This window comes from Posidoniimonas polymericola, from assembly GCF_007859935.1.
Taxonomy (GTDB): domain Bacteria; phylum Planctomycetota; class Planctomycetia; order Pirellulales; family Lacipirellulaceae; genus Posidoniimonas; species Posidoniimonas polymericola.
In genome coordinates this window covers 1-14,001 of the sequence record NZ_SJPO01000004.1, presented here as the reverse complement: position 1 = coordinate 14,001, position 14,001 = coordinate 1, and the positions used below count along the sequence as shown (strand labels likewise).

General features: G+C 66.7%; 14 protein-coding genes. 4 read left to right on the top strand and 10 right to left on the bottom strand.

Annotated features, from left to right (window positions below; all coding sequences use genetic code 11):
- Window positions 1-28: 28 nt before the first annotated feature.
- Window positions 29-817 carry a biotin--[acetyl-CoA-carboxylase] ligase gene (locus Pla123a_RS09175; RefSeq protein WP_146586139.1) on the bottom strand — a complete coding sequence of 263 codons (789 nt, stop codon included), beginning with the start codon at window positions 815-817 and terminating at the stop codon, window positions 29-31.
- Window positions 818-1,021: 204 nt separating this feature from the next.
- On the opposite strand from Pla123a_RS09175, the gene Pla123a_RS09170 reads away from it, so the two are divergent.
- Together Pla123a_RS09170 and Pla123a_RS09165 are read left to right on the top strand one after the other, a co-directional pair.
- Window positions 1,022-1,903, top strand: coding sequence for a hypothetical protein (locus tag Pla123a_RS09170; protein WP_146586137.1), 882 nt, complete (start codon window positions 1,022-1,024; stop codon window positions 1,901-1,903).
- A gap of 398 nt (window positions 1,904-2,301) precedes the next feature.
- The gene (locus tag Pla123a_RS09165; RefSeq protein WP_146586135.1) at window positions 2,302-3,639 is read left to right on the top strand and encodes a sulfatase family protein; all 1,338 of its coding nucleotides are present in this window, start codon (window positions 2,302-2,304) and stop codon (window positions 3,637-3,639) included.
- A gap of 7 nt (window positions 3,640-3,646) precedes the next feature.
- On the opposite strand, the gene Pla123a_RS09160 is transcribed toward Pla123a_RS09165, so the two are convergent.
- The 6 genes from Pla123a_RS09160 to mtnB all read right to left on the bottom strand — a co-directional run bounded on the left by Pla123a_RS09160 (window position 3,647) and on the right by mtnB (window position 9,143).
- The gene (locus tag Pla123a_RS09160; protein WP_146586133.1) at window positions 3,647-4,012 is read right to left on the bottom strand and encodes a hypothetical protein; all 366 of its coding nucleotides are present in this window, start codon (window positions 4,010-4,012) and stop codon (window positions 3,647-3,649) included.
- 90 nt (window positions 4,013-4,102) lie between these two features.
- Window positions 4,103-5,899 (bottom strand): sodium:solute symporter family protein, encoded by a 1,797-nt coding sequence (locus tag Pla123a_RS09155; protein WP_146586131.1) that lies wholly within the window; start codon window positions 5,897-5,899, stop codon window positions 4,103-4,105.
- A 197-nt stretch (window positions 5,900-6,096) separates the two neighbouring features.
- Complete coding sequence (locus Pla123a_RS09150; RefSeq protein WP_146586130.1) at window positions 6,097-6,801, bottom strand: hypothetical protein; 705 nt, start codon at window positions 6,799-6,801, stop codon at window positions 6,097-6,099.
- 271 nt (window positions 6,802-7,072) lie between these two features.
- A complete protein-coding gene (gene mtnC / locus Pla123a_RS09145; RefSeq protein ID WP_231956374.1) occupies window positions 7,073-7,804 on the bottom strand; it encodes an acireductone synthase in 732 nt (243 codons plus the stop codon).
- Window positions 7,801-8,382, bottom strand: coding sequence for a 1,2-dihydroxy-3-keto-5-methylthiopentene dioxygenase (locus Pla123a_RS09140; RefSeq protein WP_146586128.1), 582 nt, complete (start codon window positions 8,380-8,382; stop codon window positions 7,801-7,803). Before Pla123a_RS09140 ends, mtnC begins: the two co-directional genes overlap by 4 nt.
- 101 nt (window positions 8,383-8,483) lie before the next feature.
- A complete protein-coding gene (mtnB, locus tag Pla123a_RS09135; protein WP_146586126.1) occupies window positions 8,484-9,143 on the bottom strand; it encodes a methylthioribulose 1-phosphate dehydratase in 660 nt (219 codons plus the stop codon).
- 104 nt (window positions 9,144-9,247) lie between these two features.
- Between mtnB and Pla123a_RS09130 the strand changes: the two genes are divergently transcribed.
- Window positions 9,248-10,186, top strand: coding sequence for a hypothetical protein (locus tag Pla123a_RS09130; RefSeq protein WP_146586124.1), 939 nt, complete (start codon window positions 9,248-9,250; stop codon window positions 10,184-10,186).
- On the opposite strand, the gene Pla123a_RS09125 is transcribed toward Pla123a_RS09130, so the two are convergent.
- A complete protein-coding gene (locus Pla123a_RS09125; RefSeq protein ID WP_146586122.1) occupies window positions 10,161-10,799 on the bottom strand; it encodes an ECF-type sigma factor in 639 nt (212 codons plus the stop codon). The two genes, Pla123a_RS09130 and Pla123a_RS09125, sit on opposite strands and share 26 nt — an antisense overlap.
- A 170-nt stretch (window positions 10,800-10,969) precedes the next feature.
- On the opposite strand from Pla123a_RS09125, the gene Pla123a_RS09120 reads away from it, so the two are divergent.
- On the top strand, window positions 10,970-11,581 hold the full coding sequence (locus Pla123a_RS09120; RefSeq protein ID WP_146586120.1) for a GNAT family N-acetyltransferase: 612 nt from the start codon (window positions 10,970-10,972) through the stop codon (window positions 11,579-11,581).
- A 137-nt stretch (window positions 11,582-11,718) separates the two neighbouring features.
- Here Pla123a_RS09120 and Pla123a_RS09115 read toward each other — a convergent pair whose 3' ends face one another.
- Together Pla123a_RS09115 and Pla123a_RS09110 are read right to left on the bottom strand one after the other, a co-directional pair.
- Complete coding sequence (locus tag Pla123a_RS09115; protein ID WP_146586118.1) at window positions 11,719-12,483, bottom strand: hypothetical protein; 765 nt, start codon at window positions 12,481-12,483, stop codon at window positions 11,719-11,721.
- Between the two features lie 326 nt (window positions 12,484-12,809).
- On the bottom strand, window positions 12,810-13,523 hold the full coding sequence (locus tag Pla123a_RS09110; protein WP_146586116.1) for a hypothetical protein: 714 nt from the start codon (window positions 13,521-13,523) through the stop codon (window positions 12,810-12,812).
- Window positions 13,524-14,001 lie beyond the last annotated feature (478 nt).

Sequence of the window (14,001 nt, the reverse complement as noted above, 5' to 3'; positions counted from 1 at the left end):
TTCTTTGAATCCGCCCCGCCGGCCTGTTTCACTCGAACCGCTCGACCACGCCGCCGTAGCAGGCCCGCTCGCCCGAGGGCGTTTCGATGAGCAAGGCCCCGTCGTCGCCAATTCCCCGGCAGACCCCCTCGATCGCCTCGGTCGGCAGCGCGAGCCGCACCTTCCGCCCGTCCAGCAGCGACGCCGACCGCCAGCCGCGGGCGAGCTCTTCCGAGCCGGCGAGAAGCAGTTTCAGGCACGCGTCGAGCTGCTGCAGGCAGGCGATCAGCACGTCGGTCAGGGGCAGCGACTGCCCGGCCGCCTCGGAGAGGGAGGTCGCCAGGTCGCGGACCTCGGCGGGGGCGTCAGTTAGCGGGTTGTTGACGTTCAGCCCGATGCCGATCACGAACCGATCGACCGAGTCGCCCGGCGACTCGATCAGGATGCCGGCTGCCTTGCGGCCGTTGAGGAAGACGTCATTGGGCCACTTGAGCTGCGGATGGCCGCCGCCGACAAACTGCTCGACCGCGTGGCACATTGCCAGCCCGGCCGTCAGCGAGATCCGCGGTGTCTGCTCGCGGGGCAGGCTCAACCGCGGCGTGATCAGCGAAAACGTCAGGGCGCCCTCGCCGGCGTGCCAGCGGTTTTCGCCGCGTCCTTTCCCCCGCAGCTGTCGGCTAGTCAGCACCAGCTCAGACTGGTCGGCGGCCACTTCGCCCGCCCGATGCAGCGCAACCTCGTTGGTGGAATCGGTTTCCGGCAAATAGTGCACATGATGCACCGGCGCCTCGTCGATCAGGCGGCGGATATCGATCGTGTTGTCGGACGCGTTGCTCATGCAGCGGAGCGTATCAGAGCGCCCCCCCGAGGACAAACCGGCTGGTCGCGAAACCGGCGTAAGTTTTGCACTCCGCTAACTGGCGGACCCCCAATTGGGGCAATCGGGCCACCGCGGTTTGCCCCCTGGGTGGCCCGCGACCTACAATAGTGGGCTTAAAGCCCGCCTAAATTACCCGTTCGAATCTGCGAACCGAGGTCCCCTATGCTGTTCCGTGCCCTGCTGACCATTGCCGTTGTCTTCCTGTTCGCCGGCGAGGCCGACGCTCAGCGGTTTTACCGCCGCCGCGCAATGATGTACGGGGCGCCTGGGGTTGGAGTCGCGGTCGCGCCGGGGGTTGGCGTCTCGGTCCGGGCGCCCGGCTTCTCGTATGGGTTCCCGTCGCCGCGGGCCTACGGCGCCCGCTACGGCTGGCCGGGCGTTAATGTGCAGGTGCAGGCCCCCTCGTCGGTCAGGCCTGCTTCGCCTGCGCTCTACGGCCCGACGCCGGCCGACAACGAGTACGACCCGTCGCCCGCCGACCAGCAGTACGCGCCGGCGCCTACCGCCGCCTACAACCTCGCTCCCAATTTTGAGCCGACCAGCGCCACCCGTGCGGGGCTCGAGGGCGAGCTGGCGGTCGCCCACGCCGGACTAAACGACCGTCTGGATATGTTCAACGGCGGCGAGGGCTGGCAGAAGTACTTCGCCCTCGACCAGCGTGAGCTGACCGACCCGGCCAAGACCGAGCGGCTGCTCCGCCGGATGGACTCGGTCGCCGCCGACCCGAAGTTTGAAGCCGTGTCGAGCCTCGACGAGTTCCAACGCACACGCGCCGCGCTGCAGGCAATCGCCTCGACCGATCTAGGCCAGGCGCCACCCGCACAGGCGGGCCCGGATGAGGCAGCCGCCGACACCGCTCAGACCGAGGCGCCCCGCTTCGAACGGCGCCCGCTCGACGAGGCCCAGTTCGAGGCGATCCCGGCCCCGCAGGCAGGCCCGCAAGCAGGCTCGAGCACGCCGCCCGCCAAGCCGCAGCCCCCCGTGGCGCCAACTGCTGGACCGCAATATGAGGGCGGGGAGCGCTCGGTGCTCCGCGACGAGTAGCCGCCCGCCGCAGACTTTTGTCCACAACTAGCGCATCGGTTTATAGGGACAAAAGTCGGATTCCATTTCGAGCCGGAGGGCTCGTTTCGCGCTGCAAACGAAGGGTCTAGATCCTCACCGGCGGCAAATGACCGCCCGACTTTTGTCCCCTCGTGCGCGCTAACTCGGACATTAGTCGGAAGCAGCGAAGGTTGGTTGGAGCGAGAACCCGATCGGCAGAGGCCCGGATCTCGCAGAGATTCGATGTGTAGAGTACGGCAGGCGGCGCGTCCCCCTATTGGATTGTAGCAGGTGGCTCTTTTCTACTAGAAATTGGGTATCCGATGCATTGGCTTTGGCCCAGATTGCTAAGCGTCCAACGGGCATGCTGGTTGGTCTGGGGTGGCGCTGCGTTGCTGATGGCGACCGCCGCTCAATTGCAGGCGGCGGCCCCGCCGGCTGCCTCTCGTGAGCCGCTCAACATCCTGCTGCTCTACGCCGACGACTGGCGCCACGACACGCTCGGCGTGGCCGGCAACCCGGTCGTGCGGACGCCGTGCCTCGACCGCTTGGCGGCCGGTGGCGTCCGCTTTGCGCGCAACTGCGTCACGACCTCGATCTGCGGCGTTAGCCGAGCGAACCTCCTTACCGGCCAGACCATGTCGCGGAACGGCTGTCGCGGGTTCTCCCGGTTCAATACGCCGTGGGCCGAGACCTACCCCGGCCTGCTCCGCGCCGCGGGCTACCACGTGGGCCACGTCGGCAAGTGGCACAACGGCCTGTTCCCGGCAGAGCGCTACGACTTCGGCCGCTCGTACCACGGCAAGCATTGGTGCCAACGCGCCGACGGCAGCCCAGTGCACGTCACGCAGCGGAACGAGGAGGACGCGCTGGAGTTTCTCGCCACGCGGCCGGACGACAAGCCGTTCTGCCTGACCGTGGCGTTTTTTGCCACCCATGCTGAGGACCACAACCCCGAGCAGTACCTGCCGCAGCCCGGCAGCCTATCGCTGTACGAGGACGCGTTCGTCGAGCCGCCGACCAACGCGACCAGCGATTCTTGGGAGCGGCTGCCGCGCTTCTTCGACGCCCAGAACGAGGGGCGGAACCGCTGGACCTGGCGATTCGACGAGCCCGACAAGTACCAGCGGATGATGAAGAACTACTACCGCCTGGCGACCGAGGTCGACGCCGTGTGTGGGCGGCTGGTCGAGGAGCTGCGTCGGCAGGGTGAGCTGCAACGCACCCTAGTCATCTTCACGACCGACAACGGCTACTACCACGGCGAGCACGGCCTGGCCGACAAGTGGTACCCGCACCAAGAGAGCATCCGCGTGCCGCTGATTCTCCTCGACCCGCGTCTGCCAGACGACCGGCGGGGCGATGTCAGCGATGCCCTCACGCTCAGCATCGACCTGGCGCCGACCATGCTGGCCGCTGCCGGGCACGACGCGCCGGCCGGGATGCAGGGCGAGGACCTCGCGCCGCTTTACCTGACGAGCGAAGCCGCGGACTGGCGGCACGACTTCTTCTACGAGCACCCCACCATCCGCAGCAAAGATTTCATTCCTGCCTCCGAGGCCCTCGTCGAGCGGGACTGGAAGTACTTCTACTGGCCCGCGCACGGCGTCGAGCAGCTCTTTCATCTAGCCGACGACCCGCTCGAGGAAAAAGACCTCGTCAACGACCCGCGGCACGCCAAGCGGCTCCAAACCATGCGGACTAGGTTCGCCGAGCTGAAGGCGGCCGCTCGCTAGCCGCCACTCAATCCGCCGCGGCGACCTGCTGGCCATCAACCAGCAGCTCGTAGCCGTTGGCGTCGATCTCGATCCGCACCTTATTCGCGGCGGGTTTGAGCTCCGCGATCGGCTCGCCGTTGAGCGTCACCCGGTCCTCGTAGACCACGAACGTGCGGGCGTCCATGACGACCGTGACCCCGGGCCGGGGCGTCATTGTCGACGAGATGTTGGTGGCGTCGTGCGGCGTGTCGGTCACACACTCGACCCGCAGCGTCGAGCCGTCCGACTTGGACAACTGCGAGGCGAGGCTCGCTCGGTAGCTGGAGCCGGAGACGAAACAGCCGGCCATCAACGGCGCGACGAGCAGCAGCAGGGCGGTGCGGCGGATCAAGGCAGGGGCTCCGGTGTCCGAGTGCGTAGGGTTGAGCGGCTCTGGAGGGTGGTTCGCCGCCGGTCAGGCGATCTTGCCCCACCCACGCAACTAGCCGCGAACCACCGCCGCGCCGCGACGGAAGCTCACCGCCAGGGCCCCGCCCGCGACGACTGCCACTACCGCCAAGGCGACCGCAGTCGCCGACTCGCCGTACAACGCCTTGCCGATCGCGAACAGCGCGCCGTAGATCGCGGCAATGCCGAGCGCCATCCGCAGCAGGCCGAGCCGGATCGAGTCGCGCGGGTCGGTCTCGATGGCGTGCCCCTCGGCGGCGGCCCGGTCGTAGACCCGCTTCCAGCCGGGCCCGCGCGGCCGGATCAACCTGAGGAACGAGAACAGCGTCGCGTCGGGCTCCGGTCGGGTAAGCAGGGTCGCCGTGAGCCAGATGAGGGTCGTGACGCCGACGCTCAGCCCCATCACCTGCCACGGCGCGAAGTCGTGCTTGGTGAACTGGAAGAAGGCGGCCACCAGCACCGAGCCGATCATCGCGGCGATCTCGCTGACCGCGTTGATCCGCCACCAGTACCAGCGGAGCACAAACACGAGGCCGGTCCCCGCGCCGACGCTCAGCAGCAGGTCGAACCCTTGCCGCGCGGTCTGCAGGTACACGGCCAGCAGGCTGGTCAGCACCATGATGACGACGGTCGTGACCCGGCCGACCACGACCAGCTGCTTGTCGGAGGCCGCGCCGCCGGTCAGCGGCTTGTAGAAGTCGTAGGTGATGTACGACGCGCCCCAGTTGAGCTGCGTCGAAATGGTCGACACGTACGCCGACAGCAGCGACGCCAGGATCACGCCCCGCCAGCCGGTGGGCGCCTGGGTCAGCATGGCGGGGTAGGCCAGGTCGTGCCCGAGCTTGGCCGGGTCGAGGTCGGGGAACGCCCGCTCGAGGTCGGCCAACTCGGGGTACGCCACCAGCGAGGCCAGCGCCACCACGATCCACGGCCAGGGCCGCAGCGCGTAGTGGGCGGCGTTGAACAGCATCACCGCGCCGACCGAGTGGTTCTCGTTCTTCGCGGCCAGCATCCGCTGCGCCATGTAGCCGCCGCCGCCCGGCTCGGCGCCGGGGTACCAGACGCTCCACCACTGCACCAGCAGCGGCATCAGCAGCACCGTCATCAGCAGGTTCCGCGACTCTTCGGTGCTCCAGTCCCACGGCGGCAAGATCGCCTGCTTGGCGGCCACTTCCGGGTGGTTGAACAGTTGGCCGAAGCCGCCGACCGCCGGGTGCTGCACCGCAAAGTACGCGGCCGCAAACGAGCCCGCCATCGCCACGCCGAACAACAGGCAGTCGGTCAGCACCACCGCGCGGAACCCGCCGATCGTGCTCAGGATTAGCGCCGTCAGCCCGCCGTAGAGCAGCACCTCGGTGGTCGAAAACCCGAGCATCACGTGGCCGATCTTGATTGCCGCGATCGACACGCCGGCCATCACCAGCCCGTTGAACACCAGCCCCAGGTACAGCGCGCGGAACATCCGCACCAGCCGCGCCGCGGGCCCGTGGTACCGCAGCTCATAAAACTCCAGGTCGGTCGCCACGCCCGACCGCCGCCACAGCCGGGCGAACAGGAACACGGTCAGCATGCCGGTCAGCAGGAACGCCCACCACGCCCAGTTGCCCGCCACGCCCTGCGTGCGGACCAGCTCGGTGACCAGCCCGGGCGTGTCGGTCGAGAACGTGGTGGCGACCAGCGAGATGCCCAGCAGCCACCCCGACATGCCGCGGCCCGACAGGAAGTACTGGTCGGGGTTCTTGCCCGCCTGCCGGCTCGACCAGAGCCCCACGAGCACCGTGACCGCGATCACCGCGGCGATAATGACTAGGTCAAGCGTCTCGAGCAGCATCGCGACTCCGGGGGCGCCGTGAGGGGCGTTAGGCCTGTGGTAGTCGCGGCATTGTAATGCGCCGGCCGGGCGGTTGCACTGCGGGAATTGCAGTGGGGAGGTTTTGAACCGACAAGTCGCCAAGGAAAGGGGCGGCGCCGCTGAATGTACCGACGGCTCTCCGAGCCGTCACGCCGTTCTAGCCCGGGGGGCGGGGATCAGCTGAAATCGAGGTCGAATGCTAACATCCTGAAATAGACCGCCGTTGCGAAATAGAGCCACGCTTGCATTAAGTCGAGTTGGGCGTCGTGGCGCCTCAACACGAGATCGCCATTCGTTGGAGTCGGAAGTAGGAAACCAGCCGGCGTAAACAGGCGGAGTAAGATGTCGATCGCATTCACGAGGGAATCGACCCTCGCAACTCGCAGCGGAAGAGCATCGCCGCCGAGACGATCGATGCACAGACTGTCGGCGTTCACAACCATGCTCCGCTCAACAGTCCCAAAGGTACGGTCGCCAAGCGAAATATTCCAACGCCATGGCAAAGCGACCGCCAGCACCTTCCGGTGTTCGGCGATCTCGATGGCGCCAATCTCCAGTGAGTCACGATAGACACGAGACAGGTTGGGGGTATCGCTCCACTCCACGATCTCCAATGTCGAGCCATCCACAAACGCCGTGGCAAGGTAGGTGCGTATCGGCCCAAGCTGTAGGTTCTTTCGAACTTCTATCGCACCCGCGGTTTGACGAGTGGCGCCAATCTCGAGGCAATACCGAAGCCCGCCCACGCTCCCCGGAAAGGCGAAAGCTAGGTCTTCGGCGGCAAATTCCAACGGCTTCGCCCGCCGTAACGTTTTGACGACACGAACGCGCCCGTCGTCAGCCGCGGGGCAGTTCGGAATATCTACGAATTTGAAGCTCACGAGAGAGCGAAGTGCGCGGAACGGATAGGGGCAGTCTAGTCACCATGTCGGTCTACAATCGCGAGCCTTCCGGCCCAGATCACCTGTGTGACTCTGGCTGGCAACGCGGACCCCATCGTAGCACGACGCTCCGCGTCGTGTCGCTCGATCCGAACGCACGAGAGACTATTCCAGACTCTCCAGGCAGCGCGAACGCTGCGGGATGTGCCCTGGCTTCATTCATTTGATGTGCGGGCGGGCCGGCAGCGACTCGACGCGGAGCGTCGAGCTACTATGGCCGCACTTCGATCTCACCGAAGCTCGACACCTCCGCGTGCCCGTGCCCTGGTTCGACCGGCGCGTTGTCGGGACGCAAGAGCAGGGCGGTTTGCAGGCCGGCGTCGCGGGCGGCGTCGAGTTCGGCCGTGATGTCGCTCAGAAACAGGATCGACGCGGGCGCGAGGCCCCAGTCGGCGGCGATGGAGGTGTAGCTGGCGGCCTCGCGCTTAGGGCCGGTGGTGGTGTCGTAGTGGCCGGAGAGCAGCGGCAGCAGGTCGCCCTGCTGGGTGTGGCCGAAGAACAGGTTTTGGGCCTGGATGCTGCCGGACGAGTAGATCCGCAGGTCGGCGCCCGCGGCCCGCCAGCGGTCGAGCGCGGGCGGCACGTCGGGGTAGACGTGGGCGACCATCTCGCCGGAGTCGAAGCCGTTCTTCCAGATCAGCCCCTGCAGCTGCTTCAGGCCGGTCGCCTTCTGGTCGGCGTCCATCAGGCGGGTCGCCTCGGTTTCTACCAAGTCACGTGGAGCGGCGTCGGCAGTCGACGACCAGGCTTCCAGCGACGCGTGCCCGGCGTCGGCGGCGATCTGCTCGCACGCGGCCTGGCAGGCGGGCTCGCCCCAAGCCTGCGCGAGGTACGCGGCGAGCTCACGCCGCGCGAACGGGAACATCACGTCGTACACGAACTTGACGGACGAGGTCGTGCCCTCGACGTCCATCAGCACGCCGGCCGCCTGGGCGTTGATCACAGTTTCACCGCGCCCTTGATCCCCTCGGCCTTCGGCAGGTAGCTGCCGCCCCAGCAGACCGGCTGGTGCTGGGTGTGCACGCCGCCCTCGATGTACTCAGGCGTCCAGCCGCTGGGGTCCTGGAACAGGCGGATGCAGCGGATCTGGCGGTCGCCGCAGAGGTGGAACCAGTGCTTTGTGCCGGCGGGGACGTTGATCAGGTCGCCGGTGGTGACTTCGACCGAGAAGACAGGACCCTCGTCGGGGCTGATCCAGAACACGCCGCGGCCCGCGACCGTGAAGCGGACCTCATCCTCGCTGTGGGTGTGCTCCTTGTCGAACTTGGCGAGCATCGCGTCGAGGTTCGGCGTGTCCGACTTGACGTTGATGACGTCGGCCGTGACGTAGCCGCCCCGCTCGCTCAGCCGGTCGATCTCCGGCTTGTACTCGGCGAGGATCTGCTCGTCGGTCGGCGAGTCGCCCAGGCGTCCCTCGACGTCCCACTTCTCGTACCAGATGCCGAACGGCGCGAGGAACTCGCGGATCGCCTCGGGGTCTTCGATGCGGCGGTTGTCGTCGGCTACGGTTACGGTCGCCATGGGAAACTCCAATCAGTTTTTAACCGCCAAGACGCCAAGGCCGCCAAGTTCAGGCTGGCACAAGTTGCTTGGCGTTCTTGGCGTCTTGGCGGTGAATGAATTTAGCTAAGGCTCAGCCGGCGCAGCTCGCAGTCCATCAGGAACTCGAACACCTCGATGTGGCGGCGGGCCTCGGCGATGTCGGCGCCCCAGGCGTACAGGCCGTGCTTGCGGATCAGGAAGCCGTGACGCAGCGGGTGCTCGGCGTCGGTGAGCCGCTCGCGGACCTGCTCGGCGAGGGTCGGGATGTCTTGCGTGTTCTCGAAGATCGGGCAGAGCTCGGTTGACTCGTGCGTGCCGTGCGCGGCCAGGCCCTTGAGCATCTCGTAGCCCGACAGCCGCAGCACGCCGTCGCGGGCGTAGCGGTCGGACAGCAGGGTCGCGGCGGGCGAGTGCGTGTGCAGCACCGCCCCGACGCCGGGCTGTTCGGCCAGCACGACGTGCAGCATGGTCTCAGCCGACGAGGACGGAGCGCCGGCCTCGACCGGCTTGCCGTCGGCGCCGACGCGGACGTAGTCCCCACGGCCCAGGCGGCCCTTGTCCTTGCCGCTGACGGTGACCATCAGCTCCAGTGGGTCGCGCCCGACCAGCACGCTGTAGTTGCTGCTGGTGCCGAGCGACCAGCCGCGGCGGTGGAAGTCGGCGCCGGTGGCCGACAGGTCGTCCAGGGCCGCGTCGAGGTCCGCGCCTTCGAGGAGCTGCGATGAGGTTGGGCTGAGCATCCGGTCAGTTTATCCGTGCCCCGAAACGCCGGAAAGGGTTGCGGGCGGACCGGACGGAATTTGGTACAACCACCTGCGTCTCACCTCAATTCACTCGCCAGAAAATGCCTTCCAGACTCACGCTGCGTGTGCCGGCCGACTTCGAGCTGAAGCGGGCGGTCTGCTCCTACGGCTACTTCCTGCTGGCCCCCAACGACTGGCGGCCCGCCGACCAGACACTGTACCGGCCACTGACCCTCGGGGCCGAGACGGTCGGCGTCACGCTGACCCAGCCCGGTGGGCCGGGCGCCCCGCTGCGGGTCGCCTGCGACGCGCTGCTCGACCGCACCGCCCAGCAGCGCGTGCGGGCGGCGGTGACGCGGATGCTCCGCATCGACGAGGACCTGACCGACTGGCGGCGGCTCTGCCCGGCCGCACGGCGGCGGGGGTTCGGCCGCATGTTCCGCTCGCCGACACTTTTCGAGGACCTGGTCAAGACCATCACCGGCTGCAACGTCACGTGGCGGAACACGATCAGCATGAACCGCCACCTGGTCGAAAAGGTCGGCCAGGGCGCCTTCCCCACGCCGGCGCAGCTCGCCCGGCTCACCCCGTCGCGGCTCAAGGCGAGCTGCCGCGTCGGCTACCGGGCGGGGCGGATCATCAATCTCGCCCGGGCGTTCGAGCGGGGCGACGTTGATCCCGACTGGTTCGAGCACCCCGAACGCGGAACGCTCGAGCTCCGCGAGCGGCTGCTCGAGCTCAAGGGGATTGGCCCCTACGCGGCGGCCAACATGCTGCAGCTCCTGGGCCGCTACGACCACCTGCCGATCGACACGGAGACCTACCGGCACTACTGCCACGTGACCGGGGCCGAGCGCCCGAAGAACGACAAGCTGCTCGACCCGCTGATCCACGCGCGGTACGACCCGCTCGCGCCGTACCAATTCCTGGCGTACTGGTTCGAGATCTGGCGCGACTACGAACGCCGCTACGGCGACGCCTGGAACTGGGACCCGGCTACTACCGGCGCCAACTTCACTGCCGCGGTGCTGAACAAGTAAGCGACAGCCACTCGCTCGCCCGCTGCCAGCCGATCCGCGCGCGGGCCTCGGTCAGCCCGAGCTGCACGGCGACCTCGCCGTCGCTCAAGCCGCCGAACAGTTTAAGCACAGCGACTTGGCAGTGGCGGGCGCTGCGGCTGTTGAGTCGGTCGAGCGCTAAGAGCAGCGTCACGAGTTCGGCTCCCCCACGAATGCCGGGCAGGTGGAGCCAGACATCGGTGCGTTGGCCGGTCCGCAGATAGTTCTCGGCAACGAGCGCCTCGAGCATGCCGCGGAGCGCGTTGGCCAGGAACGCCAGGTAGCCGCCCGGATCTTCGATCTCCTGGAGGCCGCTCGCACCGATGGTGTGGCGAGCCGCCTCGTTGACCAGCGTGCGGAGGTCGATGCACCGAGCGGCGCCTCGCGCCCGCACCAGACCCTCAGCCAGCCGGTTGAGCTCGGCGTAGCTCGCCCGCAGCATCGAGCGTGACGGCGCGAGTCGTGGGGCTGTGGGACGCAGAGTATTGGGCCGCCCGGCAGTGGGGCGCGCGGCGGTGGGCCTCGCAGCGCGGCGGCAGGCCGGCGGGATCTCGGGGACGTCGGTCAGGTTGTCGGATTCAGGCAGGGCGTACATGGGCGTCGGAGGGCTTGGTGAGGAATCAGGAAAAGTCGGGCGCCACACCCCTAGTACGCGGCGCCCGCCCTCCTGTTACGGCAGATCAGCCTCGGAGGGTCGGGACCGCCAAAAATCCCGGAAAAACCTTCGTTTGCCCGCCCGGAATCGCGCGGTAGGCTTTACCTAACATGCCGACGACCACGACCGACGCTGCTAGCATGACCCTGACCGACCAAATCCTGCCCCTGGCGACCCTCGACCCGGCCGACCTCCGGGCGATCGCCGAGCTGATCTACCGCACCTGGCCCAAGCCGGAGAAGGACGCCGCGTTCCGCGCGCGGCAGCTGCAGGACCTGGCCGACGCGTACGGCGGAGCCGGCGATCAGGCGCCCCGCGCGTTTGTCGTGCGGGACGGCGATCAGATCATCGCCAACGCGATCATCGAGCCCCGCACCATCCACTCGCCAGCCGGCGACCTCACGGTGCTGGGCCTCGGCAAGGTCTGCAGCAACCCGGCGCGGCGCGGCGAGGGCCTCGGCGCACGGGTGGTGCGGGCGGCTTTCAACTTGGTCGACCGCGGCGTGTTCCCGTTCGCCCTGTTCCAGACCAGCGAGCCGGTCCGCCCGTTCTACGAACGCCTCGGCGCCGTGACGGTCGCCAACCCGATCGTCAACTCGCAGGCCGCCAACCCCGCCGCCAACCCCGCCGCCAATCCGTTCGGCGACTCGGTCGTGATGCGCTACCCGACGAACGAGGGCTGGCCTGACGGCGTGATCGATCTCCGCGGTCCGGCGTATTAGGCGAGGCAGATTTGCGAACCACGTGCCACTGTCCGGCTTGTCCGGCAGCGCGCCCCTGGTACCCGCGTCGCACTGTCAGCAAGCTAATCAGTGGCGCCGAGAAGCAGTGCCACCAGCCGCGGCCCTTGGACCGCTCCTTAGCGGCGACGCCGCAGCGGTGTCGCGACGCTCGACGCGGCAGCGAGCAGGCCAAGAACGCTCGGCTCGGGGACGCCGACAAACGCCAGACCACCGCCTCGGCCCAAACCCGTGTCGCCAATAAACGTGCTGGCGGCCGTGTTGGGGTTTACGCTGTAGAGGCCGCCCGCATCGTTGATGGCGTAGAAAAGGTCGACGCTCGGGTCGTACGCCAGGCCGGTGCTGTCCGCGAAAGGGATCGAGGTGGAGCCCACTGTCGACCAGGAGTCTCCGGCGATCGAGTAGCGGTAGAGGGTGTCGTCGGTTCCACCGAACCCGTAAATCGAGTCGCCCCTCCAAGCGAGTCCTTCAACCTCGGCTGGAGTAGTGGCCAGCGTAGTCAATCTGTTGGCGGTCGAGGGGTCGAGCGTGAAGAAAGATCGATTGATATAGCCGTACAAGGTCTGCGTGTCTGGCGCCCAGGCCAAGCCCTCCGCACCGCCGGAAATACTCCCGATAATCGTGTGCGTTCCGCTGCTGATGTCGATCGTGGCGAGATCGTTCCAGGTGCTCCCGTACAGGATGTTGGGGTCGTTCGACTCGGACAGACCGACCGTGTTGCCCGACACCCCGGTGGTTCCAACGAGCGTTGGCGCAGCGGTCGAGAGATCGAGTTGATAGAGCGCCGACGAGCTGTCGATGCTGAAGTAGAGGCCGGCGGCTCCTGCCGACGACGCGGCGGTTGCCGCGGCAAACGCGGCAACCGCGAAAAGTTTCAGCTTCATTAGTCTCACTCCCGAAACAGGGTGCGCTGGAAGGTGTCTGAGGGGGGCGGGCGGCGGGGCCCGGTTATAGCATGGTAATCGGCAAGTCCCAGCAACTCCACCAGGCGCCGATCAGCGGGCACGCATTCAATCTGCTCCCTTTGCAGCAATTTCGCATCTAATCCGGGCCCCTGCATTCCAATTACATGCGTGCTCACTCCCTGTTGCGTGTGAGTATGCCTCCCGGTTTGGAGTTTCGTGGCACTGGTGTACCCCGCATCTCTGCTCTCTCTGCGTCCTCCTGTTTCTTCCGACCAGACGAGCGATCGCCAGTCCCTGTCCCGCCGTCAATCGGCGTCGATACTTGCTGGCTTCCCAGCCGCCGCTTTCCCTTCCTCTCCGGGCAGATGACGCACGTAGTCTCGATACACGCTGACGATCGCCACGCACAGGACGACGGCGTACCCCCAACCCAAGTGCGCGCGGGAGAGGATGCGGAAGAATGTCAGATCATCTAGGTACAGGAAGGAGCAGTAGAGAACAGCAACGAACATCGCCAGCGAAAGCAGCAAGATCCGCGTGCGGATCTCGCCCGGAGAGCAGTAGGCCAAGCCCAACGCAATGAGCCCGGCGATCAGATTCGAGCACGAGAATACTCGCAGGTCGGTGATCAATGCGTTTAGTGTGTCGTAGTAGAAGGTCCGCACCTTGTTCTTGATCGACGCAACTTTCTTGAGCAGGGGATTGGCGTTCTCGATCGGAGCGGCGTCCTGCTTTCGTTCGGCCAAGTCGGTGACGTACCCACGAGGGTCGGCGTGGTACGCAGTTATCTCGCTGCGGATGGCATTCGCTTGGTCGTCGGAGAGGAGCTTCTTTGCAAGCGGCGACTCAAGCGATGCCTCACCAACTTCCACCAACGGCCCGGCGTACTCAAGTGTCTTCTCGACGACAAACTCACGGGCGAGTGACTCTAAGTGTTGGCGTGCAATCACCGTGTAGGCAAGGAATCCCACAAAGAACACCACGACGACCGCGTTGAGGACCATCGCCAGCTTGCGCATAGAAAAGTCGCCTAGTAAGGATCGCTGATTTTCCGCCCGCCAATGTACGGGATGGACAATCATCCCCTCAAGGCAACGACCGAGCAGTTGTCGGTGTATTGCGACAAGAGGCGTTCGAGCCGCAAGCGTACGTCGGCGCCGCAATGCCTCTTGGGCTTCGCCCACCGACAATCGTTCGAACGAGCGGACCCGCTGGCCGGCCGCGGTGCGAACGACTGTCGGTGCTACCCCGGTGCGCAGGAGGCTCACTCCTGGGCGTCGAAGGATCCGGGCTCAAAGTCGCTGAGGTTGGGCACGCCTCAGCAAGATAGACGACTGCCCTAACGGTAGCCGTAACCGGGGACGGCGAGTTGACTTTCCATTTGCAAACGCGCGACGCCGTCCTCCGGTTCACGGCATTGTGTACGCCCGGCACGGGCGTGATTGTTGTGGGGTGCAAGTCCCCTGTACGAGACTGGGAGTCTCACGGAGATCAGTC

Bases quoted from the DNA above. Each gene is read 5' to 3' on its own strand.
- Pla123a_RS09165 (WP_146586135.1), top strand. From the start codon at position 2,302: ATGGCGACCGCCGCTCAATTGCAGGCGGCGGCCCCGCCGGCTGCCTCT.
- Pla123a_RS09155 (WP_146586131.1), bottom strand. From the start codon at position 5,899: ATGCTGCTCGAGACGCTTGACCTAGTCATTATCGCCGCGGTGATCGCG.
- Pla123a_RS09175 (WP_146586139.1), bottom strand. From the start codon at position 817: ATGAGCAACGCGTCCGACAACACGATCGATATCCGCCGCCTGATCGAC.
- Pla123a_RS09115 (WP_146586118.1), bottom strand. From the start codon at position 12,483: ATGAAGCTGAAACTTTTCGCGGTTGCCGCGTTTGCCGCGGCAACCGCC.
- Pla123a_RS09170 (WP_146586137.1), top strand. From the start codon at position 1,022: ATGCTGTTCCGTGCCCTGCTGACCATTGCCGTTGTCTTCCTGTTCGCC.
- mtnB (WP_146586126.1), bottom strand. From the start codon at position 9,143: ATGCTCAGCCCAACCTCATCGCAGCTCCTCGAAGGCGCGGACCTCGAC.
- Pla123a_RS09110 (WP_146586116.1), bottom strand. From the start codon at position 13,523: ATGCGCAAGCTGGCGATGGTCCTCAACGCGGTCGTCGTGGTGTTCTTT.
- Pla123a_RS09125 (WP_146586122.1), bottom strand. From the start codon at position 10,799: ATGTACGCCCTGCCTGAATCCGACAACCTGACCGACGTCCCCGAGATC.
- Pla123a_RS09120 (WP_146586120.1), top strand. From the start codon at position 10,970: ATGCCGACGACCACGACCGACGCTGCTAGCATGACCCTGACCGACCAA.
- Pla123a_RS09140 (WP_146586128.1), bottom strand. From the start codon at position 8,382: ATGGCGACCGTAACCGTAGCCGACGACAACCGCCGCATCGAAGACCCC.
- Pla123a_RS09130 (WP_146586124.1), top strand. From the start codon at position 9,248: ATGCCTTCCAGACTCACGCTGCGTGTGCCGGCCGACTTCGAGCTGAAG.